20 protein-coding genes are annotated in these 25,409 nt (G+C 74.4%); 11 read left to right on the forward strand and 9 right to left on the reverse strand.

Annotation, left to right across the window (positions count from 1 at the left end; all coding sequences use genetic code 11):
* Positions 1-83: 83 nt before the first annotated feature.
* From AB0F29_RS25870 to AB0F29_RS25880, 3 genes are read right to left on the reverse strand one after another with little or no spacing between them, the layout of a single operon-like run.
* A complete protein-coding gene (locus AB0F29_RS25870) occupies positions 84-302 on the reverse strand; it encodes an aroma-sacti cluster domain-containing protein (RefSeq protein ID WP_361876286.1) in 219 nt (72 codons plus the stop codon).
* Positions 299-1,054 carry an iron-containing redox enzyme family protein gene (locus tag AB0F29_RS25875; RefSeq protein WP_361876289.1) on the reverse strand — a complete coding sequence of 252 codons (756 nt, stop codon included), beginning with the start codon at positions 1,052-1,054 and terminating at the stop codon, positions 299-301. Before AB0F29_RS25875 ends, AB0F29_RS25870 begins: the two co-directional genes overlap by 4 nt.
* 28 nt (positions 1,055-1,082) lie before the next feature.
* Entirely contained in the window at positions 1,083-2,207 is a 1,125-nt protein-coding gene (locus tag AB0F29_RS25880; protein WP_361876292.1) for a radical SAM protein, read from the reverse strand.
* Between the two features lie 323 nt (positions 2,208-2,530).
* Between AB0F29_RS25880 and AB0F29_RS25885 the strand changes: the two genes are divergently transcribed.
* The 3 genes from AB0F29_RS25885 to lanKC all read left to right on the forward strand — a co-directional run bounded on the left by AB0F29_RS25885 (position 2,531) and on the right by lanKC (position 7,055).
* Positions 2,531-2,686 carry a hypothetical protein gene (locus tag AB0F29_RS25885; protein WP_164219961.1) on the forward strand — a complete coding sequence of 52 codons (156 nt, stop codon included), beginning with the start codon at positions 2,531-2,533 and terminating at the stop codon, positions 2,684-2,686.
* Between the two features lie 123 nt (positions 2,687-2,809).
* Positions 2,810-4,378, forward strand: a complete 1,569-nt coding sequence (locus AB0F29_RS25890; RefSeq protein WP_361876294.1) for an MFS transporter — start codon at positions 2,810-2,812, stop codon at positions 4,376-4,378.
* A gap of 10 nt (positions 4,379-4,388) precedes the next feature.
* Positions 4,389-7,055 (forward strand): class III lanthionine synthetase LanKC, encoded by a 2,667-nt coding sequence (lanKC, locus tag AB0F29_RS25895; RefSeq protein ID WP_361876297.1) that lies wholly within the window; start codon positions 4,389-4,391, stop codon positions 7,053-7,055.
* Here lanKC and AB0F29_RS25900 read toward each other — a convergent pair.
* The 4 genes from AB0F29_RS25900 to AB0F29_RS25915 form a co-directional block, all read right to left on the reverse strand.
* Entirely contained in the window at positions 7,042-9,156 is a 2,115-nt protein-coding gene (locus tag AB0F29_RS25900) for a BTAD domain-containing putative transcriptional regulator (protein ID WP_361876398.1), read from the reverse strand. The genes lanKC and AB0F29_RS25900 overlap by 14 nt on opposite strands.
* Positions 9,157-9,511: 355 nt before the next feature.
* Positions 9,512-12,433: an AAA family ATPase gene (locus tag AB0F29_RS25905; RefSeq protein WP_361876300.1), complete on the reverse strand. Its 2,922-nt coding sequence runs from the start codon at positions 12,431-12,433 to the stop codon at positions 9,512-9,514.
* Between the two features lie 79 nt (positions 12,434-12,512).
* Positions 12,513-12,710 carry a hypothetical protein gene (locus AB0F29_RS25910; protein WP_003969056.1) on the reverse strand — a complete coding sequence of 66 codons (198 nt, stop codon included), beginning with the start codon at positions 12,708-12,710 and terminating at the stop codon, positions 12,513-12,515.
* A 106-nt stretch (positions 12,711-12,816) separates the two neighbouring features.
* Positions 12,817-16,020: a type 2 lanthipeptide synthetase LanM family protein gene (locus tag AB0F29_RS25915; protein WP_361876303.1), complete on the reverse strand. Its 3,204-nt coding sequence runs from the start codon at positions 16,018-16,020 to the stop codon at positions 12,817-12,819.
* Positions 16,021-16,410: 390 nt separating this feature from the next.
* Between AB0F29_RS25915 and AB0F29_RS25920 the strand changes: the two genes are divergently transcribed.
* Together AB0F29_RS25920 and AB0F29_RS25925 are read left to right on the forward strand one after the other, a co-directional pair.
* The gene (locus AB0F29_RS25920; RefSeq protein ID WP_361876401.1) at positions 16,411-16,845 is read left to right on the forward strand and encodes a DUF6232 family protein; all 435 of its coding nucleotides are present in this window, start codon (positions 16,411-16,413) and stop codon (positions 16,843-16,845) included.
* Positions 16,842-17,189, forward strand: a complete 348-nt coding sequence (locus tag AB0F29_RS25925) for a hypothetical protein (protein WP_361876306.1) — start codon at positions 16,842-16,844, stop codon at positions 17,187-17,189. The genes AB0F29_RS25920 and AB0F29_RS25925 overlap by 4 nt, the downstream gene beginning before the upstream one ends.
* Positions 17,190-17,253: 64 nt before the next feature.
* Here the strand turns inward: AB0F29_RS25925 and AB0F29_RS25930 are convergent, their stop codons facing one another.
* A complete protein-coding gene (locus AB0F29_RS25930) occupies positions 17,254-18,357 on the reverse strand; it encodes a LacI family DNA-binding transcriptional regulator (RefSeq protein ID WP_361876309.1) in 1,104 nt (367 codons plus the stop codon).
* Between the two features lie 109 nt (positions 18,358-18,466).
* On the opposite strand from AB0F29_RS25930, the gene AB0F29_RS25935 reads away from it, so the two are divergent.
* The 4 genes from AB0F29_RS25935 (at position 18,467) to AB0F29_RS25950 (ending at position 22,538) form a co-directional block, all read left to right on the forward strand.
* Positions 18,467-19,618, forward strand: coding sequence for a Gfo/Idh/MocA family oxidoreductase (locus tag AB0F29_RS25935; protein ID WP_361876312.1), 1,152 nt, complete (start codon positions 18,467-18,469; stop codon positions 19,616-19,618).
* 87 nt (positions 19,619-19,705) lie between these two features.
* Positions 19,706-20,854: a dihydrodipicolinate synthase family protein gene (locus tag AB0F29_RS25940; RefSeq protein ID WP_361876313.1), complete on the forward strand. Its 1,149-nt coding sequence runs from the start codon at positions 19,706-19,708 to the stop codon at positions 20,852-20,854.
* Positions 20,851-21,687, forward strand: coding sequence for a sugar phosphate isomerase/epimerase family protein (locus AB0F29_RS25945; RefSeq protein ID WP_361876316.1), 837 nt, complete (start codon positions 20,851-20,853; stop codon positions 21,685-21,687). Before AB0F29_RS25940 ends, AB0F29_RS25945 begins: the two co-directional genes overlap by 4 nt.
* 296 nt (positions 21,688-21,983) lie before the next feature.
* Complete coding sequence (locus tag AB0F29_RS25950; RefSeq protein ID WP_361876404.1) at positions 21,984-22,538, forward strand: DinB family protein; 555 nt, start codon at positions 21,984-21,986, stop codon at positions 22,536-22,538.
* Positions 22,539-22,613: 75 nt separating this feature from the next.
* Here AB0F29_RS25950 and AB0F29_RS25955 read toward each other — a convergent pair whose 3' ends face one another.
* The gene (locus tag AB0F29_RS25955; protein WP_361876318.1) at positions 22,614-23,321 is read right to left on the reverse strand and encodes a VOC family protein; all 708 of its coding nucleotides are present in this window, start codon (positions 23,319-23,321) and stop codon (positions 22,614-22,616) included.
* Positions 23,322-23,621: 300 nt separating this feature from the next.
* On the opposite strand from AB0F29_RS25955, the gene AB0F29_RS25960 reads away from it, so the two are divergent.
* A complete protein-coding gene (locus AB0F29_RS25960) occupies positions 23,622-24,506 on the forward strand; it encodes a lysozyme (RefSeq protein WP_361876322.1) in 885 nt (294 codons plus the stop codon).
* A gap of 117 nt (positions 24,507-24,623) precedes the next feature.
* A complete protein-coding gene (locus AB0F29_RS25965) occupies positions 24,624-25,271 on the forward strand; it encodes a peptidoglycan recognition family protein (protein WP_361876325.1) in 648 nt (215 codons plus the stop codon).
* Positions 25,272-25,409: the final 138 nt, after the last annotated feature.

Here is a 25,409-nt window from a genome sequence, read left to right on the forward strand (position 1 = left end):
GAACAGAGCGCCGGTCGGAACGGAGCGCCGGTCGGAACGGAGCGCCGGTCGGAACGGAGCGCCAAGTCAGAACAGGGCGCCGGTCAGAACAGGGCGCCGCCGGCGATCTCGCCGTGTGCCTGGACCTCCGGCCCCACGGCGTCCAGTCGGCCCTTGACGTCCAGCAGCACCGCCAGTTCCTCCGGCGTCAGCCCGCACAGCACCTCGCGCTGCTCCTCGGTGAGCAGATCCACGGGGAAGCCCGCCTCGTACAACGCGGCGGGCAGCTCGGGCCGTTCGCCGTTCTCGGGTGGTCCGGTCATGGTGTGACTCCCATCGGTGGGACGAGTCCGGCTCTCCGCAGCGACGGCGCCGGTGCGGAGCGCCCGAGCCGGACGAACAGCTTGGTGAGCGCGTCGAGGGAGTGCAGTGCGCTGACCGCCACGGCCGCTTCCGGCCCCCGGTCGAGCGGCAGCCGGTCCAGCAGCGCGTACAGCTCGTCCAGGTGCTCCGTGTCGATCACCGAGTGTTCCCGTACGGTCCGCAGCGCGGCGGCGGGCAGCCCGGTCAGCCGGGCGATGCGGGCGGTGAGGCCGGGGGCGGGGGCGTAGCCCTCCAGTACGGCGATGTAGCCGAGCAGGGCGACCGGATGGTGGTGCTCGATCCAGTAGTACTGGGACCCGACGAGCGCGGCGACCAGGGGAGAGGGCAGCGGACCGAGCGCGTCCTCGGGCGTGCCGCCCGCCGCCCGGAGGTCCTCCAGCAGCCAGGCGTCATGGCCCTCCTCCTCCCGGATGTGCTCCTCCAGGTACGCGGCGAGCGGCGCCGCCAGCGGATCGCCGGACGCGGCCAGGGAGCGGGCGCGGTCGAGAGCCAGCTCCATCAGCGGGACCGAGGCGCGGATGACGGCGTGCATCGTGCACAGATACGTCCGGTAGCGCGGCAACAGCCCGTCAGCACGCCACATGTGGTGCGTGGCGTCCCGGAACTCCGGCTCCAGCAGAAGGAGTTTGACCCGCAGCCGCGCGGAGGCCCCCGCGCGCCCGAGCCGCGTACCGTCGGTCGCCGTGCTCATCGGACATCCCGCCCGTCGGTCGCCGTGTTCATCGGACGTCCTGCCCGTCGGTCTCCGGCAGCGGCGGCCCGCCCGTGACGACCAGGGGCGCGTACGCCGCGCAGCCGTGACGGCGCACGACGCCCTGCGCGCCCTCCCGGGAGCCGCGCACCGCGGCCGTCAGGTCCAGCAACGCCCCGGCCGCCCCGCCCGCCACGGCGAGGGCCCCGGCCGCCGCCGCCTCGTCGCCGCCCAGTGCCCGGCAGCCGTCGCAGTAGGAGCCCGTCCCGGGGCCGGAGCCGTACCGGGCGGCCAGATGCGTGGGCCCGACCGTGCGGAGCATGCGCAGCACCGGGGACTCCAGCGACCGGCCGCGTACGGTCGCCCAGTCGTCGACGCCGATGTGCCCGAGGTCCAGGTGGGCCGGGACGGGCCGCTTGTCGACGGTGTCCTGGTTGCAGCAGGCCAGCACCCGCCCGTCGAAGGCGACCACCGGCCAGGCGGCCATCGAGCACGGTGACGCCGCCGCCGGGTCGGGGCCGGTGCGGGCGGGCCTGGCCCAGGAGGCGGCCCGGCCGAACGGCCGCACCTCGTTGACCAGACAGGGGACCCGGCCGCCGAACTCCCGCTCCACCGCCCGGGTGATGTCGGCCAGATACGGATCGGACGCGCCGGTCCCGGTGAGGTGGAAGCTCACCGCCACGCCCTCGTCCCGGATCCGGTGCAGGGCGCGGAACACGTCGGCGCGCGGAACCTCGCGCTCGTGGTGGACGTCGAGGGAGGCGGAGAAGTGGTCGACGGAGCGGATCGCGCGCAGGATCGCGGGAGGAATCGCGGCGCCTCTTCGGCCTCGCCTGCTCCCGGACCGGGCGAAGAACATGCCGCTGAGCAGCGCGGTACGGGACCCGGCGCGGCGCGCCAGTGTGCTCAGCCGTTCGGCGAGCGCGGGCAGCAGCAGCGGTTCCCCGCCGGTGAGCATGACGACGTCGGGCCGGTTCTCCGCGCTGAACGAGCCCACGAAGCGCTCCAGTTGACCGCCGTCCGGCTCTTCCCGGGTGAACAGGTCCGACCCGGTCGAGCAGTGCGCGCAGCTCAGCGGGCAGCGCCGGGTGAGGCCGAGGAGCAGGCCGGCGGCCGGGAAGGGCCGCCGTGCGACGAGTTCGGCGAGTTCCATGCGGGCCGCCTCCTTCGGGGCCGGGGCGCGTCGGGCGCGTACCCAGGCTGCGCGCCACCGGTTCGGGGACGGTCCGGCGGCGCTTCGGCGGCGGTATGGGCCCAGGCCGGGGCGGGTGCCCGGGCCCGCCGCCGAGGCCCGGGGACGGTGCTCCGTACGCCGTCAACTGGCCCGATACCGGGGCCATACCGCCGCCGAAGCGATCGCCAGGCCCGGCTTCCTAACTTTCTCGGCAACGGCAGGCACCGGCCGGCCGCACCGGACACCGAGGGGCGATCCCCGACGGAACCCGGCCCCGCTGTGACGAGTGGATGGAGACCACCATGTCCGAGAACACCAAGCCCGCAGCCGGCGACGCCGAGGAGACCCCCGAGGTCGAGGCGCACTCCGTCCTGGACCTCCAGGAGACGGCCAACAACCACGACATCATCCAGCCTCCCGGCAACTGCGTCAGCACCGTGAGCCTCGTCCTGGGCTGATCGGACGGACCACCCGGTCGTAGCGCCGCAGTCGCGGCGCCGGCCGAAGCCGGGGCGGCCTCCGCGCACCACGGAGGCCGCCCCGTCCCGCGCGTCCGACGGCCACTGACGACAGGAGCCCCGATGGCTGAGCCGCTCCGTTCCAACCGGGATTTCCGGCTGCTCTGGCTGAGCGGCCTCTTCGCCGCCCTGGGCGGCCAGATGAGCGCCATCGCGCTGCCCCTGCTGATCCTCAAGGAGACCGGCTCCGCCGTGCAGGCCGGCGCTGTGGGAACCGTGGCCGTCTGCGCCGTGCTGATCACGATGCTGCCCGGCGGGGTCATGGCCGACCGGGTCGAACGCCGCCGTCTGATGCGGCTGTGCGACGCGGGCAGCCTGGCGGCCGTCACCGCCCTGGCCGTCGCCGTGTGGAACGGGCACGCCCCGATGGTCCTCGTCCTGCTGGTCGCGACCTCCGCCGCCGTACTGAACAGCTTCTACGCCCCCGCCGCCTTCGGTCTGATGCGCGCGGTCGTGCCGCCGGACCAGATGGGCACGGCGACCGCCCGGCTCCAGGCGCGGACCTCCACGGCCCGGCTGGTCGGCCCGCTCGTCGGCGGCGCGCTGTTCGGCGTGCACCAGGCCCTGCCCTTCACCGCCCAGTTCCTCGGACTGTTCCTCTCGACCGTCTGTGTGGCGCTCGTGCGGACCCGCTCGGAGGCCAGGACCAGGGCGGGTTCGGTGTTCAGCCGCCGGGAACTCACCGCGGGGCTCTCCTTCCTGTGGGAACTGCCGTACTTGCGGACGGTGTTGCTCGTCTTCGGGCTGGGCATGAACTTCTCCTTCGGCGCCCTCACCTTCACGGCGCTCGCCGTCTTCTCCGACAGCGGGCGCTCCGGCCTCGGCGGCGGTTTCGTCATCACCTGCGTCTCGGCGGGCGCCCTCGCCGGCGCCCTGATCGCGCCCCGGTTCGCGGCGGAGCGCCATGTCCGGACGCTCATCGTCCTCACCTGCTGGAGCTGCGTGGGGACGGCCGCCGTGCTGGCCTGGCTCAGCAGCCCGCTGGTGGCCGGACTGCTCTGCGCGCTCTGCATGGGCCTCTCGACGGTCGCCAGCATCGGCTTCCTCTCGACCCTGCTGGTCGTCACCCCCGAGGACCGGATCGGGCGGGTGCAGAGCGCCGCGGGCTTCCTCTCCTCGATCGTCCAGCCGTTCGGACCGCTCGTCGGCGGCTTCCTGCTGACCACACTGGGCGGCAGCGCCGCCTTCGTCGTGATCGGCTGCGTCCTGGCCGTCTCGGCGGCCGTCGTGACGCTCGCCCCCTCCGTCCGCGCCGGGGCGGGCGCGTCCCGGGAGAAGCCGGAGGCGGCTGCCGGGGAGCCGGAGAGGGCCGGGACACCGGAGCCGCCGGGGAGGGCCGGGTCACCTCAGCTGCCGGAGAAGGCCGGGTCACCTGAGCCGTGGGAGAAGGCCGGTACACCTGAGCCGGCGGACGAGACGTCGGCGCCACAGACGCCCCAGACGCCCCAGACGCCCCAGACGCCACAGGCGCCCCAGACGCCACAGGCGCCCCAGACGCCACAGGCGCCGCCGACGCCCGACGAGCCGGACCACCCGCAACCGGCCGGCACTGTCTCCACCCGCCCGGCGACCGCCCCGGAGCGGACCACGGCCGGGTCGGCCCCCGACGCCGCGGGTCCCGGCGCACCCTGAGGAGGAACCCGTGCCCGGTCTCCACCAGACCCAGCTCTACTGCCTCGCCGACCGCACGTACTACGAGACCCCCGCCCGGCTGAAGGACGCGGGCACCCGCTACCCGCTGGACTCCGAACCGCCGGCCGACGGCTGGCGCCGGGTCGCCGGCGGCCTGTGGACCTCCCTGCTCCCCGAGGGCCGCGAACCGGCCGGGCAGGGCTGGAAGATCCATGTGTCCACCGTCCCCGAGGAGGCCGAGGAGACCCTGCTCGACACCGCCCGGATCTGCCGGGCCCACGGGGTGCCGTTCAAGTTCCTCCGCAGCGAGCGGGCGCTCCTGCTGATGTCCGGCAAGTACATGTCCCGTGCGGGCGCCGGGAAGTTCATCACCCTCTACCCACCGGACGAGACCGTCTTCCTGCGGGTGCTGGACGAGTTGACCCGCGCCCTCGCCGGCCGCCGCGGGCCCTACATCCTCAGCGACCTGCGGATCGGCGACGCCCCGGTGTACGTCCGGTACGGGGCGTTCGTCTCCCGCTGGTGCCTCGACGAGGACGGCGAACGGGTGCTGGCCCTGCGCCACCCGTCCGGCGAGCTGGTGCCCGACGAGCGCGGGGTGGTGTTCCGGGTGCCGCCGTGGGTCACCGTCCCCGACGAACTGCGCCCGCACCTGGCGGCCCGCGCCGCCGCCGGGGACGCCGCCTTCCCCTACGACGTGTCCGAAGCCCTCCAGTTCTCCAACGCGGGCGGCATCTACCTGGCCCGGCACCGGGAGACCGGCCGTCAGGTGGTGCTCCGCGAGGCCCGGCCGCACAGCGGTCTCGACGAGGCGGGCGACGACGCGGTGACACGGCTGCACCGCGAGCACCGCGCCCTGACCGCGCTGGCCGGGCTGGACTGCGTTCCCGAGGTGTACGGCGTACGGACCGTGTGGGAGCACCACTTCCTGATCGAGGAGCACATCGAGGGGACCACCCTCCTGGAGGAGATCGTCGGCCGCTTCGCCCTGCTCCACACCACCGGCACGGCCGCCGAACTCGCCCCGTACATCGCCTGGGTGGACGCGGTGACCGAGCGGCTGACCGAGGCGCTGGCCGCCGTCCACGGGCGCGGGCTGCGCTTCGGTGACCTCCACCCCTCCAACATCATCGTGCGGCCCGACGGCCGCGTGGCCCTGATCGACTTCGAGTACGCCACGGCCCTCGACGACCGGGACACGCCGGTGGCGGGCGCCCCGGGGCTCCAGGCGCCCGCCGGGACCATCGGCGCGGAGGCCGACGCCTACGCCCTCTGGGCGACCTGGCTCTACATGCTGATGCCCATCATGGAGATGGCCGGCCACGACCGGGCCAAGGCCCTGACCCTGGAACGGTGGGCCCGCCGGAGGTACGGCCTCGACGCCGGAGCGGGACCGCGCCGGCCGGCCGCGCTGCGGGCCGCGGAGAGCGCCGACGGCCGCGAGAGGGAGACCGCCGCGCTGCTCGACGGCTCCGAGCCGGACTGGGCCGGGCTGCGGGACCGGCTGCTGCGGGGCATCCACGCGGGGGCTACGCCCGACCGCACCGACCGCCTCTTCCCCGGAGATCCCGACGTCTTCTCGACCGGCGGGAGCGACGTCGCGCACGGGGCGGCCGGGGTGCTCCACGCCCTGCACCGCATCGGCGCCCCGGTGCCGCGCGCCTGGACCGACTGGCTCCTCGACACGGCCCGGCGGCGGGACCCCGCGGCGCCGGGCGGCCTCTACGGCGGGCTGCCGGGCACGGCGGTGGTGCTGTCCGCGCTGGGCCGCCGGGAGGAGGGCCGGGAACTCTTCGAGCGGTCCGCCGCCGCGCCCCCGTCCGCCTCGGCCGACCTGATGAACGGTCGCGCGGGCATCGCGCTCGCCGCGCTGCGCCTGGCCCGGCCGGACCGTACGGGGGACGGATCACCCGACGCCAAGACCGACCACGACCTCGTCGACGCCGCGGCCCGCACCGCCCACGACCTGGACCGGCTGGTGCGGGGCGAGTCCGTGCCGGGGCTGCGCGCACCCGCGTCGGCGGGTCTGCTGCGCGGGCTGAGCGGAGCGGCCCTGCTCCACCTCGAACTGCACGCCCTTACCGGCGACGAGCAGTTCCTGGCGGCCGCGGGGCGGGCCCTGGCGGCGGAGGCGGCCCACTGCGTGACCATGCCGGACGGCACCGTCCAGGTGAAGGACGGCCGGCGGCACTTCCTCTACCTGGACCAGGGGAGTAGCGGTTTCGCCCTGGTGGCCCGGGCCTATCTGGCCCGCCGCGCCGAGAGCACGCACCTGACGCCGCCCCCTGCCGGGCAAACCTCGGCCGACGCGGCACTGGCCGCCCTGCTGCCCGGGGTGGCCAAGGGCTGCGCCTTCGAATTCGTCCGCGAGCCGGGCCTGTTCACCGGCCGGGCGGGGCTCATGGCCGTGGCGGGCGCCCTGTCGCCGGAGGGCCGCAAGGCCCCCGAGGTCCTGGCCTCTGTACGCAACCTGTCCTGGCACCTGGTCGCCGACGAGGACCGGCTGCTCGTCCCGGGGGCTGGGCTGCTGCGCTGCTCCGCCGACCTGGCCACCGGCGCGGCTGGGCTGCTGATGGCCCTGCACCACCTGGCCGGCGCGGAAGCCGGCGGGGCCTCCCACGGGACCCCCGCCGGCGACCGGCCGCACGGTCTGCTGGAGCTGCTCACCCTGGGATGAGCGCGGAAGCCGGTACGCCGGGCCGGTCGGGGGCTTCGCGCTCGGCTTGTCGTCCCGGGCGGTCCGAAGCCTCCCCCCGCCCGGCCGGTACGCCGGCCCGGCCCGGGGCCTCGCACTCGGCCGGTCCTCCCGGGAGGTCGGGGGTCTCCTCCCGCCCGGCCGGTACGCCGGGCCGGTGGGAGGCCTCGCGCCCGGCCTGTCCTCCCGGGAGGTCCGAAGCCTCCTTCTCTCTGGCCGATACGCCCGGCCGGTCCGGTGCGGCCTCCCGCTCGCGGGCGTACAGGCCGAGCAGCCTCGGCACCTCGTACAGCGCGGCGTGCGCGGTGACCTCCCCGGCGGGCGAGGTCACCGCACCGGCGCCGATGAGCGACTCGACGGCCCGGATCGCCGCCCGCTCCCCGCAGCCCAGCGCCGCCGTGGCCCGGTCCAGGGTGAAGCCCCCGTCCTCGGTGAACCCCGCCAGCCGCCCCAGCACCCGCCGGTCGCCGTTCGCGAGATCCCGCCAGCCGGACGCGATCCGGTCCCGTACGGAGACGTCCCCGGCGACCAGTTCGTCCAGTGCGGCCGACGGGTCGCCGAGTCGGGCCGCGTACTCCGCCAGCGGCAGATGCCGCAGCACCGCCAGCCGCATCCCGCTCACCTCCACCGCGAGCGGCAGCGCCCCGCAGGCCCGGACGATCAGCAACGCCGCCCCCGGGTCGGTCCGCAGCCGCCCGGCCCCGATCAGCTTCCCCAGCAGCTCCAGTGCCTCACCGTCCGCCAGCGCGGGCAACGCGATCCGGTGCACCGGGGCGAGCCCCGCCAACTGCCCCCGGGCGGTGACCAGTACGGAACACTTCCCGGAGCGGGGCAGCAAGCCCCGTACGGCCGCTTCGTCCGGGACGTCGTCCAGGACGACCAGCGCCCGGTGCCGGGCCAGCCACCCCTGCCAGGCGTCCGCGAGGGCGGCCGTCGCCACCCGGATGCCCGCCGGCCCGCCCTCCGGCTCAGCGGGGGCGCCGCCCGCCACCCCGCACAGCCTTCCCAGCTCCGCCAGCACCTCCGCCCGGCTCCGCGCCGTACCGTCCTCCCGGCGCGCCCGGACATGGACGCGGCCGTCGGGGAAGCGGTCGGCGAGCAGATGCGCCGCCCGGACCGCGAGCGCCGACTTCCCCGCCCCGGCCGGGCCCGAGACGACCACCACACGCTCCTCGCCGCCGCCCAGCACGTCGAGCAGGTCCCGCAGTTCGTCGCGGCGGCCGGTGAAGGCCCCCGTACAGGCGGGCAGCGCCTCCGCGCGCCCCGCCTCCCGGGGAGCGGCGGGCCGCCGGGCCTCGCGCCCCCGGCCGAGCATCGAGCGGTACTGCGCCGCCATCGCCGGGCTCGGCTCCAGCCCCAGCTCCCGCGACATCAGCTGCCGGTAGTCGTCGTACACCGCCAGCGCCTCGGCCTGCCGGCCCGACTGGTGCAGGGAGGTCATCCAGGCGGCCCGGAGCCGCTCCCGCAGCGGATGGCGCTCCACCAGATCCCGCAGTCCGTCCACCGCGACGGCGGCCCGGCCCAGCTCGATCTCGGTCTCCGCCCAGTCCTCGAACACCGTCAGACAACGGGCCTCCAGCCGGTCGGCCTCCTCGGCGACCTCGGCGGAGTCCCGCAGATCGTTCAGCGGCGGCCCCTCCCACAGGTCCAGTGCCTCACGCAGGAGCCGGGCCGCGCCCGGCAGATCGCCCCGACCGGCCGCCGCTCGCCCCGCGCGGGCCAGCGCCCCGAACCGCAGGGTGTCCAGCTCGTCCTCGGCGATCCGCAGGAGGTAGCCCCCGCAGCCGTGCACCACCCGGTCCCGCCCCCCGTCCCCGGCGGGCCCCAGGAGGGCACGGACGGCACTGACGTAGACCTGGAGGTTCTTGCGGGCGGTACGGGGCGGGTCGTCCGGCCACACCGCGTCGGTCAACAGGCCTACCGGTACGGGGGTGTTGGGGCGGGCCAGCAGCGTGGCGAGGACCAGGCGCTGCTTTCGCGGGCCGAGCGGCAGCTCACGGCCGTCCAGCCGCGCCGTGAGCGGGCCGAGCAGCGAGACGTACACCGCACCTGCGGAACCGGTACGGGCGGGAGGCCGGGTCATCAGCGGGCCGGCGGAACGGGGACGGGCGGGAGGTCGGGTCATCAGCGGGCCTCCGGAACGGGGACGGGCGGCGGACTGGGCCGTACGTACGCCCCGATCCTGCTGCCGCCCCGGCCCCCGCACATCGGGGCCCTGTACGCATTTTCCGCCCGGCCACCCGACCGAAACCGCCCGGCGCCCCCATGTTGCCCGCCCCGGCCCCCACGGCCCCGGAGAGGACCCGCCCCGGGCCGGTTCGGTCGGGCTCTGCGTCGGGCCGGTTCGGTCGGGCCCGGCGTCCAGCTGGTTCGGGTGGGCCTTGCGCTGGGCCGGTTCGGGTGGGCCCTGCCTCGGGCCGGCTCGGGCGGGCCCCGCCTCAGGCCGGTTCGGCGGCGCACTCGGCGGCGAACTCGCACAGCGCGGCCCGGTCCGCGCGCCCGGTCTTGCTCAGCAGACTGGCCATGTGCTTCTCCACCGTGCGGGGCGAGATGGACAGCCGCCGGGCGATCTGCTGGTTCCCGGGCCGCTCGGGCAGCAGCACGAACACCTCGTACTCGCGCGGGGTCACCCCGCCGGCCCGTAGCGGCGACGGGATCCGGTCCCAGCCGCCCCGGTGCTGGCCCACGCTGGCCCCGGCCTGCCGCAGCGCCGCCCGGCACGCGGAGGCGACCGGCTGCACCCCGGCCGTGTAGAAGTACTCCTCGGCGGACCGCAGCCACGCCACCGGCTCGCCCCACCCGTCCGCGCGGGCCGCGTCCGCGACCAGCCGCAGACCCAGGTGGCGGGCGACCGGGAAGGGCGCTGACCGCACATCGAACGACGCCATCAGCCGGGCGGCCCCGGCCTGATCCCCCTCCCGGCCCAGCAGCACCGCGTCCGCCAGCTCCAGGAACTGCCGGTTCCAGGCGAGACACCCCCCGGGAGCCGCCCGCGCCTCCGCCAGCTCCGCCCGGTCCGCGTCGCCCGCCAGCACCCGCAGCAGCGGGCGCAGCCCGTACCGCCCGCTCAGGTAGTAGTAGCTCGGGTGGTCCGCCTCCCAGGCCAGCGCCTCGTCGAGCCCCGCCGCCGCCCGCCCCCGGTCCTCCTCCAGGAGCGCCCCGAACGCCCGGCACAGACCCGACCGGAGCGGCACCAGCAGCGACTGCTCGCCCCCGGCCCGCCGGAACGCGGCCAGCGCCCGGTCCATGTCCCGCCGCCGCCCCCGGTGCGCGGCCATCGTCGCCCCGGCCAGCAGCAGATAACGGTGGGCGGACCGGTCACCGACCCGGGCGCTGGCCTCCGCCGAGCGGTCGATGATCTCCTGCGCCTCCTCCCACCGGGCGCACATCACCGCGTTCATCGCGAGCAGCCCGTCGACCGTACGGGTCAACAGCAGCGCCCCCAGCTCGGTGGCCGCCGCCCGCGCGGAGAGCAGCCTGGCCGCGTCCCCGGTCCGCATGAAGGCGTTCGCCCCGAGCCGCACCAGCGCCTCCACCCGCCAGACCGGCAGGGCGTGTTCGGTGGAGATCGACAGCATCCGCTCCAGTGCCGCGTCCGCCGCGTCGAAACCCTCCTCGCGCCGCAGCAGCGCCAGCAGCTGCCAGGCCTGACAGGCCACCACGGGCAGCCCCTCGGCCTCGGCGGTCTCCGCGGCCTCCCGCACGGCCCGCTCGGCATCCGCCGGATCCCGGGGCTTCTGCCCGTGCCCGGGGAGCAGCGCCAGATACCCGTCGACCACCACGAGCGCGGCCCGGCGGCCCGCCGGCGGCGACGGGCCCAGCAGGACGCGGGCCGACTCGACCTGGAGCGCCGCGTCGGCGGTGCGCTCCGCCATGACCGCCGCCCAGGCGAGCTCGATGTGGATCAGGCCGCGCCGGGCGGCGGCCTCGGAACGCGCCGGAACCGGCGGCAGCGCGTCCGCCAGCGCCAGGGCGCCGTCCAGATCGCCGCCCTCGGCGCGGGCGACCGCCAACGACTCGGCGACGGCGGCGCGGTCGCTCTCGGCGGCCAGCGGGTGCGCCCGCTCCAGCAGCACCACGGCGGAGCCGTGCGCCCCCGAAGCGAGCATCCGTCTTCCCGCCTCCGCGAACTGGCGGGCCGCCCCGGCCCGGTTGCCCGCGGCCAGTTGCAGCGCGGCCACGAGCTGCCGGCCGTCCTCGTCCAGCGGCTGCCCCGCGTGCTCGATGGCCCCGGCGGCACGGCGGGCCAGCGAGGCCCGCTCGGCCGGCGCCAGCGAGGAGATCAGGGCCTCGGCGGTCAGCGAGTGCCGGAAGGTGTAGCGGTCGGGGGCCGCGCCGTCCGGGGCGATGACACCGGCCTCCACCGCCGACCGCAGATGCGTGAACAGGGCCCGGTCCTCGAAACCGGTGACGGTCTGGAGCACGGTCACCGAGAACTGGCTGCCCAGGGTGGCCGACGCCAGTAAGAGGTCCCGCACCGGCTCGTCCAGCCGCTCCAGCCTGCGGGCCCAGCTGCGGACGATGTCCGAGGGGACCGAACCGCCCGGCTGCTCCACCGCCTCCCACCCGTCGTCCGTCCGCCGGAGCCGGCCGGTCTCCAGCAGGTCCGCCAGGAGCACTTCCAGCAAGTACGGGTTGCCCGCGGCGCGTTCGGCCAGCCGGCGGTGCACCGCATCGGGTATCTCCTCCGGCCGCGCCTCCAGACACGCGCCCGTCAGCGCCCGCACGCGGTCCTCGCGGAGCGGACCCAGCTCCCGTACGGTCGCGGCGTGCCGGCGCTCGACGGAGCGTACGAGGTCCAGGGCGGCGCCCGGTTCCGGACGCAGGGTGCCCAGGAACAGGATGGGCAGATCGGCCAGGTTGTCGATGACGTACTCGACGACCGCGACGGTCTCCGTGTCGCAGTCGTGCAGATCCTCCAGCAGGATCGCGCAGCCCGCCTCCCGGCCCAGCACGGACAGCAGCCGCAGCAGGGCCTCGGCCAGCTCCACGACCGTCTCCGGATAGCCGGGGGACCCGTCCTTGCGCCACTCCGGGACCAGCCGGGCCAGCGCCGGGTGGTAGGGCGCGAGCTCCGGATCGGTCGGGGTGCCCGCGGCCCGGAACCGGGACGCCAGCGCCTCCGCGAGCGGACGGAAGGGCACGACGAGCCCGGTCGAGGTGGCCCGGCCGCGCAGCACGGGCATGCCGAGCCCGTACGCCCGGTAGGCGCACTCGCCCACCAGCCGGGACTTGCCGATACCGGCTTCCCCGAGGAGGAACAGCGCGCGCCCCGAACGCCGTCGTACGGCGTCCAGGGCGCTGCTCAGCAGTCCGATCTCCTCGTCCCGCCCGACGATGACCGGCGAAGTGGCTCGCATGGCCGCAGGCTACTGGAGCCCCAACCCCTACGACAGCGGGCCAATTCGGCTCATTTACCGTTGAGTTGGCCGAAATCGCTCACCACGGGGCCGTCATGGTGGTCCACGGCAGGTCGTGGCTGTAGCCGCTCTCGCCCTCGGAGGCGCTGAGAAGTCTGCCGCGCGCACCGAGGCCTCCGGTGGACCCCAAGGAGATCTGCCCCGCCGGGTGCTCGGGTGTGCCCTCGTGCGCGATCTCGCCGGACGCCTGCAGGGCCGATTCGCCGAACTGCTTCATCTCTGCCTCATCCTCTCGGTGGTGATGGTGGTGGTGCCCGTGATGCTGGTCGTGCTCGTGATGGTGGTGATGTGGTCGTCGTCGTCAAAGCCGTGGTTCGGTTCGGTCAAGGGGTCCCGGAGAGGCGCAGGAGCAGCGCGGACCCGATCCGGTCGGGGAACCCGGCCCGCAGCAGCGCGTGCCCGATCCCCGAGAGTCCGGTGAGCAGCCCCGGGTGCGGTACGCGGCCGGGCGTCCCGCACTGCGGGCCCGCCCGGTCCGCCGAGGCCAGCAGCGTCCCGGCCCGGCGCATCCACGCGGGCCGCGCCGCGGGGAGCGCGCTGTGGCCGAGGAGTTCGAGCAGCCCTGACTCCCCGTGGCACAGGCTGTCGTCGGCGAGCGGGCCGATGCCCGCCAGCTCGCCGGAGCGCGCCGCGAGCCAGCCGGACAGCTCCGGGTCCGCCAGCGCGTCGGGGCTGTCCGCGATCGCCAGCGCGATGCCGGCCACCCCGTCGCACCAGGCCGGCCCCGCCGATGGCCCGGCCGCCGTTCCGTGAACCGGCCCGGCGGTCGCTCCGTGCGGCGCTCCGGCGCTGGTCACGCGGTTCGCTCCGGCCGTCGCCAGGCGCAGGGCGTCCAGTCCGGCGCTCCGGTGGCGGGCGCCGCCCCCGGCCCCGGCGAAGCGCAGCAGCGCCCAGCCGATCCCCGCCGCCCCGTCGGCGAAGCCCCCGGTGTCGGGGAGCGGGGCGGCGGCGATCCGCTCGGCGCAGCGCTCGGCGCCACGCCAGGCCTCGGGGCGGCCGGTGGCGCGGTGCACCGCGAGCAGCGAGACGAGCCCGCCCGCCGCCCCGCCGCGCACCCCGTACCCGTCCTCGGCCGCGCTCGCCGCGCAGCTCAGCCGGACGGCCGGACCGGCCTGGTCCAGCACCTCCCGGTCGCCCAGCAGCGTGCCCACCTCGGTCAGCGCGTACGCGATGCCGCCGAGGCCCGCGAAGGCGCCGGAGCCCAGGGACCCGAGTTCGTCGGCCCGCCCGTGCAACGCGTCCAGCAGCCCCGGGACCGGGGCGAGCGCTTCACGGGCCGCCTCCGCGTACCGGGAGGCGCCGGTGAGCGCGGCCAGCTGCGCCAGGAAGAGCGCGGGCCCCGTGTATCCGCCCGCGAGGTCCGCCGCCATCGGGGTGAGCCGCCAGTAGCGCTCGCCGAGCAGTTCGAGCCCGATCCAGTTGGTGCGGCGCTCGTGCCGGTAGGCGAGGGAGACGAGCTGGTCGCCCACCGACCGTGCGGCGGACAGCAGTTGCTCGGGCTCCGGCGCGGTCGCCGCGCTCCGCGACCGGCCACCCGGCGTCGCCCGGTGCGGCGGCTCGGGCGAGGTGCTCACCATGGCGGCCCGGATGATCCGTTCCTGGTCCTGGCGGTCCACGGTGTCCATCGCGCGCACCTTCGCCTCGACGCGAGCCAGTCCGGTGGGGCCGACGGGGCCGCTGCCGGCCGGCCCCGGAACCGTACGGCCGGTGCCGCTCCACAACGCCGTGTCTCCCGGCCGGGTGCCGAACACCGGCACGTCACCGCGCCACAGCTCCGCAACCTCCTCGTCCTCCACGCCGGGCAGCGCGGGCATGCCCAGGAGCGGGGTGCGCAGCAGCGAGAGGACCTGGTGGCGTTCGGTGGCGTCCCGCATCAGATCGGGGTGGGTCGACTCGTCCAGCAGCGTCGTGTACGTCCAGGTCGGCCGGGGTACGACGCGCACCTCGTCCCGCGCGAAGAGCCTCAACAGCCCCTCGTCGCCAAGGATTTCGTCCCGGTGCTTGCTGATCGCGGTGTATCCGGCGCGGAAGCCGCCGCACAGGACCTCGGTGTAGGCGGAGGGGTCTGCCGCCACTCCGTCCAGCCGGGGCCGGTTGGCGGACTCGGTGAACCGGCCGGCCCGCCGCACCAGCCGCATGCGGTCGGTACCGGCGTCCGCCCAGTCGGCGGTCTCGATCGGCGACGACGCGGCGCGGCCCCCACCGATCGCCGACATGTCGAGCGCGGTGGTGTCCCCGACGAGCAACTGGGGCAGCAGGCCCACCCGGTGGACCGAGTCGTGCAGGGCCCGGGCGGCCGGATCGGCGGACCGCGCGGGTCCCAGCGGCGGGTGGAACAGCGTCTCCACATCGACCAGCACCGGGTGCGGGCCACAGGCAATGAGGTTCTCGTGGTGCAGATCCGTACCGTCCAGCGTGTGCAGCAGCGCCAGCAGCGCACCCTGGCGCCGGTAGAACTGCCGGGTCTCCGCGGCCGAGGCACAGGGCCGCTCCTCGACGAACTCGGCCCACCCGTACTCCCCCCGGTCCAGGACCCGCAGCACCCGCAGCTCCGGGGCACCGGACAGCGAACCGAACCACTCGGCCAGGGCGTTGAAGTGCCGGTGAGCCGCGATCGGGCGCGGCTTGTAGACCAGCCGGGCGCCGTCGGCGAACCGCAGCAGCATCACCGACCGGCCGCCGCGGTGGCTGTCGCCCGCCCCGGCCTCGACCCCGGTGAGCGCCCCGGGCCCCGCGCTCCCGCCGCGCCCGCCCTCCGGGGAACCGGCCCGGTCGCCGAGCACCCCCGAGGGGGTCAGCAGGTGCCGGTCGGCGGCGAGCCGTGCGGCCATCTCCGCGAACGCGTCCCCCGCGTTCAAGCAGGCCGTCGCGAGGAGGCGGGCCAGCACGGGATAGCCGGTGACGAGCAGGACGAGACCGTCGCGGCGGGCGGTCCGCCGTACGAAGTCCCGGAAGCGTTCCTCGGGCCCCTCGCCGCTCAGCCGGCCCAGCCGCCGGGCCTCGTGCAGTTCCGTGACGAGGGTGCGCGCCGCGATCCGGGACAGCCGGCGCGTCAGCTGCCGCCGGAAGTCCGCCAGGAGGGGGGAGGGGCCCTCTGCCGCCGGGCCGGCCGCTCGGCCGTTCCCCGAGCCGTTGATCGGGCTGCCGTTGACCGGTTCGCCAGCCGCTGGGCCGCCGACCGTCCGACCGTCCTTCGCGAGTGCGTCCCGGAGCTGCCGGACCGCCGCCTCGACGAACGGTGCGACGACCGGCCCGAAGCCGCTGAGCCCGGGGTACGCCCGGTCGGGGACCACCACGTCACGCGGCGCCGAGGCGACGGCCTCCCGGGCGAAGACCGCCCAGCCGGGTTCGTCGGCGGGGCTGCCGCCGACGACACCGGGGAGCCACCACGGCGCTCCTGCCGTGTCCCTGAACGCGACGGAAGCGGCGGGAGCGGACGCCACGGGAACGGCAGGGGCCGGCTCGACGGATACAGCAGGGGCAGGGCGACGGCTCGCGCCTCTGTCGATCAGATCCTTCTTCGCCACAGCTCCGCACCTCCCCGGTCCCGGGCCGGCCCCGGTCGGGCCGCCCGCATCCATCGTGGCGGGGGAGCGGGTGGGGCGCATGGGGGAGTCGCCCCCATCTTTCGCCCTTCGGCCCCGCAGACGTCGCTAACGCGTCGCCGTGGCACCGGAATTGGCGGTTTCTCGCCTGCCGCTCAGGGGCGGGCTGATGCTTAATAGGGCTCCCGCGCATGCGGGGGGAGAGACGAGTGCACGGGGGAACGCATGAACACCACGGGCAACTTCGGGCCGCCATCGACGCCGACGCCACCGTCTGGACCGCCTGCCTCACCACCACCGAACCCTCCGGCCGGACCTCCCTCGCAGCCACCGCCGCTACCGCCGCTGCCGCGTCCGGGAGGCATCCTGGAGATCTCGGTCAAGCGCCGGATGCTCTGGATAGGTGCGGCGGCCCTGCCGCTGCACAACCTCACCCGGGTCGAGGCGATCAAGATCAAACCGGAGCGGAACGTGATCCGCTTCCTGGTGGGACTGGGGGTGGTCGCCTTCGTCTATTCGATGACCGACTGGGCGCCGGTTCTCGTCCTGCTGATCGTCCTGGTCGTCTTTTTCGTCAAGGCGCTCATCGCGCCGGAGAGGCCGGTCCTGGTCGTGGAGACGGCCGGCGGCTCCTTGGTGCTCGTGACCCTGCCGAGTGTGGACGAACTGCGGGTGATCGCCGGGCAGATAGTGCACGCGATCGACCATCCGGAAGCCGAGTTCACGGCACACGTGCACCAGTTGAACAACTACAACGGCCCCGTGTTCAACCAGAACGGTGGTCAGAACACGGGGATCAGGCTATGACCGAACCGACGCACCACTCGACCTACAACGGCCCCGTCTTCAACCAGCGGGGAGAGCAGGTGATCGGAATCAACTACGGCATCGTCGGAGCCGCCACCCAGGACCCTGAACTCCGCGCCGCAGTAGTGGAGTTGACCGCCCGGCTCCGCGACCTCACCGCCCACCTCACCCCGGACCAGGCCCGTACGGTCGAAGAGACCCTGCCCGTGCTCGCCCTGGACCGCGAGGGCATGACCGAGCGTGGCCTCACCCTGGCGCGGCTCGGCCAGATCGCGAACAGCCTGGGGCCCGTGGCCCAGCCGGTCGCGGACGCGCTGGGACGGCTGCTCGGACTGCTGGGCTGAGGGCTGCCCCGCAGGCCCCCGGCCCCGCGCCCCGCAGGCCCCCGGCCCCCGCCGGGCCGCCCGCTCACCCCCGGGGCGCCGCCGTGGACCCCCGGATCATCAGCTCGGCCGCGATGGTCGCGATGCCGCCGGGCGGCGGGTTCTCCTTGCCCATCGCCAGCCGCCCGGCCCGGGCGCCCGCCTCGAAGAGCGGCAGCCGCACCGTCGTGAGGGCCGGCACCGCGTCCACCGAGAACGGCAGGTCGTCGAAGCCCGCGACCGAGATGTCCTGGGGGATGCGCATTCCCTGGTCCCGGACGGCCGCGCACGCGCCCAGCGCCACGGTGTCGTTGGCGGCCACGATCGCGGTCACGTCCGGTGCCCTGCGCAGGAGTTCGAGCGTGGCCTCGTAGCCGGAGCGCCGGTCGTAGGGGCCGTGCACGGTGAGCAGCTCCTGATCGTCGGAGCCCTGGCCTCTCCCGTCGGCCTCGCCCGGGGCGGCGGCCAGGCCGGCGGCGCGCAGCGCCTCCCGGTGGCCCTCCAGCCGGTGCCGGGTGGTGGTGCGCTCCGGGGGCCCGGCGACGTAACCGATCCTGCGGTGGCCGAGCGAGATCAGGTGCTCGGCGAGCCGGCGTCCGCCGCCCCGGTTGTCGAACGTGAGCGCGGCGACGAGCGCGTCGCCCTCGGGCAGCGGGGGCCGCCCGCAGAAGACGATCCGGGTGCCCGCGTCCGCGAGCTTCGCCAGCTTCGCGGACATCGCGGCCTGGTGGGCCGGGTTCTCGACCGCGCCGCCGGTGAGGACGACGGCGGCGGCGCGCTGGCGCTGGAGGAGGGTGAGATAGGTGAGTTCGCGCTCCGGGGAGCCGCCGGTGTTGCAGATGACGGCCAGCTTCTCGCCGCCCGCCCGTCCGGAACCGTCCCCGGGGCCGCCGATCTGCGTCTGGGCCGCCCCCGCCATGATCCCGAAGAACGGGTCGGCGATGTCGTTGACCAGGATGCCGACCAGGTCCGAGGTGGCCGCGGCGAGCGAGCTCGCGGGCCCGTTGAGCACGTAGTCCAGGTCGTCCACCGCGCGCAGGACCCGCTCCCGGGTCGACGCCGCCACCGGGTAGTTGCCGTTCAGCACACGCGAGACGGTGGCCGGGGACACCCGGGCGCGGGCCGCCACATCCGCCAGGGTGACTGTCATCGCTGTCCTCCGTGAGATCACGTGCGGCCCCCTCTTGTCCGGCCGCTGTCGGCAGGCTAGCGTCATCTCCGATAGAAAGCGCTTGCTACGGCTGTATGGAGGGACTTTCGTGACACGCAGGACAGTGCGCATCGCCATGAACGGCGTCACGGGACGCATGGGATACCGGCAGCACCTGGTGCGCTCGATCCTCGCGATCCGCGAGCAGGGAGGCCTGGATCTCGGCGACGGCGATGTGCTGTGGCCCGAGCCCGTGCTCGTCGGCCGCCGCGCCCACGCCCTGGAACAGCTCGCCGAGCGCCACGGCCTGACCGAGTGGTCGACCGACCTGGACGCGGTCCTCGCGGACGACACGATCGACGTCTACTTCGACGCCCAGGTCACCATGGCCCGGGTGGAGGCGATCAAGAAGGCGATCGCGGCGGGCAAGCACGTCTACACCGAGAAGCCGACCGCCACGGACGTCGAGGGCGCCCTCGACCTGGCCCGGCTCGCCCGGGACGCGGGCATCAAGCACGGCGTCGTCCAGGACAAGATCTTCCTGCCGGGCCTGCTGAAGCTGAAGCGCCTGATCGACGGCGGCTTCTTCGGCGAGATCCTTTCCGTGCGCGGGGAGTTCGGCTACTGGGTCTTCGAGGGCGACTGGCAGGAGGCCCAGCGCCCCTCGTGGAACTACCGCGCCGAGGACGGCGGCGGCATCGTCGTCGACATGTTCCCGCACTGGGAGTACGTGCTCCACGAGCTCTTCGGTCGGGTCACCTCCGTAACGGCCCATGTGCAGACGCACGTTCCGCGCCGCTGGGACGAGCGGGGCAAGCCGTACGAGGCGACCGCCGACGACGCCGCGTACGGCATCTTCCAACTGGCGGGCGGGGCCGTCGCGCAGATCAACTCCTCCTGGACGGTACGGGTCAACCGCGACGAGCTGGTGGAGTTCCAGGTCGACGGCACCCACGGTTCCGCCGTCGCGGGCCTGCGCAACTGCCGTGTCCAGCACCGCTCGTCGACCCCCAAGCCGGTCTGGAACCCGGACCTCCCGGTCACCGAGTCGTTCCGCGACCAGTGGCAGGAGGTCCCCGACAACCAGGAGTTCGACAACGGCTTCAAGGCGCAGTGGGAGCTGTTCCTGCGCCACGTGGCCCTGGACGAGCCGTACGGCTGGGACCTGCTGGCCGGCGCCCGGGGCGTCCAACTCGCCGAGCTGGGGCTGAAGTCGTCCGCCGAGGGCCGCCGCTTCGACGTCCCGGAGCTGACCCTGTGACCCGCGCGACCGCCTCGCGGCGCCGCCGGAGGCCGCTGACATGACGATCCACGCGACCGCCTCGGGGCGCCGCCGGAGGCCGCTGACATGACGATCCACCTCCCGCAGGGCCCCTACACGCCCCGCGCCACACCGCTCGACCTCGCTCCGGGAGCGCCGGCCCCCACCTCCCGTACGGTCTTCTCGGCGGCGCACGTGGTCGCCGACCCGTACGCGGACATCAGCCCGGACGACCCGGCCGCCGTCGACTGGGAGTCCACCCTCGCCTTCCGCCGCCACCTGTGGGCGCACGGCCTGGGCGTCGCGGAGGCCATGGACACCGCGCAGCGCGGCATGGGCCTGGACTGGGCGGGCGCCGCCGAACTGATCCGCCGCTCGGCCGCCGAAGCGAAGGCGGTGGGCGGCAGGATCGCCTGCGGTGTCGGCACCGACCAACTGCCCGCCGGCCCGGCGCCCGCCCTGGCCGAGGTCACGGCGGCGTACGAGGAGCAGCTGGCCCTGGCCGAGGAGAACGGCGTCCAGCCGATCCTCATGGCCTCCCGCGCGCTGGTCCGTGCCGCGCGGGGCCCGGAGGACTACCTCGCCACCTACGCCCATCTCCTGCGCCAGGCGTCGGAGCCGGTGATCCTGCACTGGCTGGGCCCGATGTTCGATCCGGCCCTGGAGGGCTACTGGGGCAGCGCCGGCCTCGACGAGGCCACGGACACCTTCCTCAAGGTCATCGCCGAACACCCCGACAAGGTCGACGGGATCAAGATCTCCCTCCTGGACGCGGCGCGTGAGATCGACGTACGCCGCCGCCTCCCGGGCGGGGTGCGCTGCTACACGGGCGACGACTTCAACTATCCGGAGCTCATCGCGGGCGACGAACGCGGCTTCAGCCACGCCTTGCTGGGCATCTTCGACCCGCTGGGGCCGCTGGCGGCACACGCGGTACGGGTGCTGGACACGGGAGACGTGGACGGCTTCCGGGCGCTCCTGGACCCCACGGTCGAGCTGTCCCGCCACCTCTTCCGGCCGCCGACCCGCTTCTACAAGACGGGTGTGGTGTTCCTGGCCTGGCTCTCCGGCCACCAGGACCATTTCACGATGGTGGGCGGACTCCAGTCGGCGCGCTCGCTCCCGCATCTGGCGAAGGCGTACGAACTGGCCGACGGGCTGGGCCTGTTCCCGGACCCGGAGCTGGCCGAACACCGGATGCGCTCCCTGCTCGCGGTCCACGGAGGCGCACGATGAGCCACGACCACCTCTCCCGGCTCTCGCTCAACCAGGAGACCCTCAAGCAGTGGTCGCTGCCCGAGCTGACCGAGGGCTGCGTGAAGGCGGGCATCGGCATGGTGGGCCTGTGGCGGGCCCCGGTGCAGGAGTACGGCGTCGAGCGCACGGCCAGGCTCCTGGCCGATGCCGGGCTCTCCGTCACCAGCCTCTGCCGGGGCGGCTTCTTCACCGCGCTCGACCCGGGGACACGCGCCCGCGCCCTGGACGACAACCGAGCGGCGATCGACGAGGCGGCGGCCCTGTCCACCGACACCCTGGTACTGGTCTCCGGCGGCCTCCCGCCCGGCAGCCGCGATCTGTACGGGGCCCGGGAGCGGGTCGCCGACGCGCTGGCGGAACTGGCCCCGTACGCGGCGACGCGCGGCGTACGCCTGGCGATCGAACCGCTGCACCCGATGTACGCCTCCGACCGCTGCGTCGTCTCCACGCTCGGCCAGGCCCTGGACATCGCGGAACGCTTCCCGGCCGAGCAGGTCGGGGTGGTCGTCGACACGTACCACCTCTGGTGGGACGACCGGGCCCCGGCCGAGATCGCCCGCGCGGGTGCGGGCGGCCGCATCCACTCCTTCCAGCTGGCCGACTGGATCACCCCGCTCCCGGCGGGCGTCCTGCTCGGCCGGGGCCAACTGGGCGACGGCAGCGTGGACTTCCGCGCGTTCCGCCGCCAGGTGGAGGCCGCCGGCTTCGACGGCCCGATCGAGGTGGAGATCTTCAACGAGGCGCTGTGGGCCCGGGACGGGGCGGAGGCTTTGGCGGAAGTCGCGGAGCGCTTTGTGCGACATGCCTGCTGAGAGCCGCGCGCGGGGCCTCGGGTAAAGAGATCGTCAAGGGGTGCAACCTTTGCGTACCCTCCCGTGTCACACATGGCGTCGGGACTTCCGGGGAGGGGTCCGGGGGGAACGGGAAGGCCCGACGGGAGGGGAAAGCGAGGGGGTCCGGCCGCGAGGCCGGGCCCCATTTCGCTTCTCCGGCCCCGCGTTACCGTTCTGCCATGACGGTGAAGACAGCGGAAGCCACGACGGAGAACGCGGCGAAAGCCATGACCGAGCGCGCGGCGGAAGCCATGCCGGAGAAGACAGCGAAAGCCATGGCGGAGAGCGCGGCGGAAGTCTGGCCCGAGCCGCCCCTCGCCGGCACCGAGGCGGCAGCCGTCCTCGGCGCCCTGGAGCGGCAGCGGGCCACGCTCGCCTGGAAGTGCTCCGGCCTGGACGCCGCCGGACTGAACACCACGGTCGGCGCGTCCGCCGTCACGCTGGGCGGCCTGCTCAAGCACCTGGCCCACGTGGAGGACAGCCACTTCGCCCGCCTGTGGCTCGGCACTCCGGTCGGCGCCCCCTGGGACGCGGTGGACTGGGACAGTGATCCCGACTGGGCCTACCGCTCCGCCGCCCAGGACACCCCCGAGCAACTGCGCGCGCTCTGGCGGGAATCGGCGGCCCGCTCCCGGGCCGTCGTCGACGCGGCACTGAGCGCGGGCGGTGGCCTGGACCGGCTCGGCGCCCACGTCACGCGCGGCGGCGAACGCCCGAACCTCCGCCGCATCCTCCTGGACCTCATCGAGGAGTACGCCCGCCACGTCGGCCACGCCGACCTCATCCGCGAGTCGGTCGACGGCCTGACGGGCGAGGACCCGCCGAGGTGAGCCGGGGCGCGGAGCGGGCAGGCCTCGGCCGGCCGCGCGCCGCACGGACCGCGGAGCCCCCGCCCGGCCGGGGCGTCAGCTCCGCAGTTCGGCGAGCCTGGACAGGGTGTCGGCGGCGGCCTCCCGTTCCTCGGCCCCGAGGCGGATCCCCGCAGCCTCTTCGAGCAGCCCCGCCGCCCGCTCCCCGTCCCCCGTCCGCTGCGCGATGTCCCCGCGCAGGACGAGCAGCCGCAGCCTCTGCACCGGAGTCGGGTGCTCGTCCGTCAGCCCGAGCGCCCGGTCGATGATCTTCGCCGCGCCCGGCAGATCCTGCTTGGAGTCCGCGAAGAGGTCCGCCATGTGCAGGGCGCGGGCGAAGGTCTCCTTCGGTGCGGGCCGGTGGTTCAGGTCCTCGCTGATCGGCTGCCCGATCCGGATCGTGTTCCCGGTCGGGTCGGTCACCAGGAACTGCCGCACCCCGTACGACATGTCCTTCAGCGGACCGATGCGCGGCAGCCCCCGCGCCGGGACGCGCCCGTAGGCCTCCTTGAGACCCGCCCGGAAGGCCGCATGCAAGCCGTCCACGTCATCGGTGAGGACATAACACCCGGAGTGGGAGGACGCCGGTTCGTACTCCTTCATGCCGTACAGCTGGAGCTCGACCGATCCCCGCTCGACGACGGCGTACGCGTACGGGCTCTTCTGGAGGGATGTCGTCTTGAAGCCAAGGGCGGTGTAGAAGTCGACGGTGGTCTCGATCAGCGAGGTACGGCAGGGCAGCATCGGGATGGTCGTCTCGGTCATGCGCGCAGCGTAGTCAAATTTGAATACTGGGGCAAGGAGTGGTCGGCGTCCGGCCGTCGCACCTACGTGTCCTGATGTGCCTGCGGGGCAGGGCCGGGCACCGGGGCCTTCAGGAGTGAAAGTTCTCGCCGCTCCGGCGACGTTTTCGCAGTTGGGGCGTGGCGACACAGGTCTAGACCGAACGGCCTCTTTACGCCCCTCTCCGCCCGTGCGTTACTCATGTCATGTCCATGGCGTCCGGTAATCGGATGGCAAGCGGATGCCGTGGATCTCTTCCCGTCAACGTGCCCGGAGGTTGCTATGCCCGCGTACCGTTCTCCGTCCCGTCGGCTCCGGAGATCCAGAGGGGCGCTGCTGGCAGCAGGAGCTCTCGGCAGCGCCGCGGCGCTGATCCTGTCCGCCACGGGCACGGCCGCCGCCGCGCCTCCCGCACCCGATGAGCCGGTCCGGTCCGGGCAGGCGTGGATGGGCGCGGGGACCCGCATCGAGCAGGGCCCGTCGTCCTCGGCGGCGGGCGGCGTGACGCCGATGGACACCAGCGGCGTCCAGGGCATCGACGTGTCCCACTGGCAGGGGGCGATCAACTGGGGCTCGGTGAAGGCCGCGGGTATCGACTTCGCCTACATGAAGGCCACCGAGGGCACGTCCTTCAAGGACAGCCGCTTCAGCGCGAACTACACCGGTTCCTACAACGCCGGCCTGATCCGGGGCGCCTACCACTTCGCCCGCCCCGACGTCTCCAACGGCGCGACGCAGGCCGGCTACTTCGCGGGCAACGGCGGAGGATGGTCCAAGGACGGCAAGACCCTCCCCGGGGTGCTGGACATCGAGCACAACCCGTACGGCGCCATGTGCTACGGGCTCTCCACGACCCAGATGCGCACATGGATCAACGACTTCTACAACACGTACAAGGCGCGCACCACCCGGGACGTCGTCATCTACACGACGGCCAGCTGGTGGAACACCTGCACCGGAAGCTGGACCGGTATGGCAGCCAAGTCGCCCCTCTGGGTGGCCCATTGGGGCACCAGCAGCCCGAACATCCCCAGCGGCTTCCCCACCTGGACGATCTGGCAGTACACGGCCACCGGCCGGGTCGCCGGGATATCCGGCGACGTGGACCGCAACAAGTTCAACGGCTCCATGACCCGGCTCCAGGCGCTCGCCAACAACACGGCGTAGAGGCCCCGCCCTCGGTACGGCCGGGTGAGCACGGCGGCTCACCCGGCCGTACCGCCGACACCCGTCGCAGTCACCGCCGTTGTCACTCCTACTGCCCGCACACGCCAGGAGCCCGCCGTGAACCTTCCACAGCCGTCCCGCCGCCACGTCCTGCTCGCCGGTGCCGGCGGCCTGGCGGCAGTCGCCCTACCCGGCACAGCCCATGCCCTCGACGCCGTCGAACCGGACATCGACGGCACGACCCGGTGGAACGCCCGCCCGCCACGGAGCCCGGTCGAGCTGGTGGGAAAGCGGCCGACCATGATCGTCGTCCACCACACGGTCAGCGCCAACACCTCCGACGTCTCCCGCGCCCAGGCCCACGAACACGCCCACTGGGTCCAGGACCTGCACATGGACAAGAACGGCTGGACCGACACCGGCTACCACTTCCTCGTCAGCCGGGGCGGCTGGATCACCGAGGGCCGCCACCAGAGCCTCAGCACGCTGCGCGCCGGCCGGGACTTCGTCCTGGGCGCGCACACCGCCGGCCAGAACGGAACGGGCATCGGGATCGCCAACGAAGGCGCGTACCACGACGGCGCACAGCCGCCCCGGGCGCAGTGGGAGGTCCTGGTGGCGCTCTGCGCGTACACCTGCGACCAGTACGGCATCGCGCCGAGCCGCATCTACGGGCACAAGGACTTCGGCGACACCCTCTGCCCGGGCGTACTCCACGACAAGCTGCCGCAGCTCCGTAGCGAGGTCGCGGCGAGCATGGGCTGAGCGGCGGCCCGTGCCGCATCACGTCTCGTAGACTCGACCGCCTGAGCGATCCGAACGGCGGCGGCAACGGGGTGGGAACACCATGGACGAGTAGCTGCCGACGCGGAACCGGAACAGCCCGCCCCGCACCTCCCACAC

Source organism: Streptomyces sp. NPDC026589 (assembly GCF_040638385.1).
Taxonomy (GTDB): domain Bacteria; phylum Actinomycetota; class Actinomycetes; order Streptomycetales; family Streptomycetaceae; genus Streptomyces.

Bases quoted from the DNA above. Each gene is read 5' to 3' on its own strand.
- AB0F29_RS25870 (WP_361876286.1), bottom strand. From the start codon at position 302: ATGACCGGACCACCCGAGAACGGCGAACGGCCCGAGCTGCCCGCCGCG.
- AB0F29_RS25955 (WP_361876318.1), bottom strand. From the start codon at position 23,321: ATGACCGAGACGACCATCCCGATGCTGCCCTGCCGTACCTCGCTGATC.
- AB0F29_RS25875 (WP_361876289.1), bottom strand. From the start codon at position 1,054: ATGAGCACGGCGACCGACGGTACGCGGCTCGGGCGCGCGGGGGCCTCC.
- AB0F29_RS25910 (WP_003969056.1), bottom strand. From the start codon at position 12,710: ATGAAGCAGTTCGGCGAATCGGCCCTGCAGGCGTCCGGCGAGATCGCG.
- AB0F29_RS25890 (WP_361876294.1), top strand. From the start codon at position 2,810: ATGGCTGAGCCGCTCCGTTCCAACCGGGATTTCCGGCTGCTCTGGCTG.
- AB0F29_RS25940 (WP_361876313.1), top strand. From the start codon at position 19,706: ATGACGATCCACCTCCCGCAGGGCCCCTACACGCCCCGCGCCACACCG.
- AB0F29_RS25930 (WP_361876309.1), bottom strand. From the start codon at position 18,357: ATGACAGTCACCCTGGCGGATGTGGCGGCCCGCGCCCGGGTGTCCCCG.
- AB0F29_RS25925 (WP_361876306.1), top strand. From the start codon at position 16,842: ATGACCGAACCGACGCACCACTCGACCTACAACGGCCCCGTCTTCAAC.
- AB0F29_RS25905 (WP_361876300.1), bottom strand. From the start codon at position 12,433: ATGCGAGCCACTTCGCCGGTCATCGTCGGGCGGGACGAGGAGATCGGA.
- AB0F29_RS25945 (WP_361876316.1), top strand. From the start codon at position 20,851: ATGAGCCACGACCACCTCTCCCGGCTCTCGCTCAACCAGGAGACCCTC.
- AB0F29_RS25880 (WP_361876292.1), bottom strand. From the start codon at position 2,207: ATGGAACTCGCCGAACTCGTCGCACGGCGGCCCTTCCCGGCCGCCGGC.
- AB0F29_RS25900 (WP_361876398.1), bottom strand. From the start codon at position 9,156: ATGACCCGGCCTCCCGCCCGTACCGGTTCCGCAGGTGCGGTGTACGTC.
- AB0F29_RS25950 (WP_361876404.1), top strand. From the start codon at position 21,984: ATGGCGGAGAGCGCGGCGGAAGTCTGGCCCGAGCCGCCCCTCGCCGGC.
- AB0F29_RS25885 (WP_164219961.1), top strand. From the start codon at position 2,531: ATGTCCGAGAACACCAAGCCCGCAGCCGGCGACGCCGAGGAGACCCCC.
- AB0F29_RS25960 (WP_361876322.1), top strand. From the start codon at position 23,622: ATGCCCGCGTACCGTTCTCCGTCCCGTCGGCTCCGGAGATCCAGAGGG.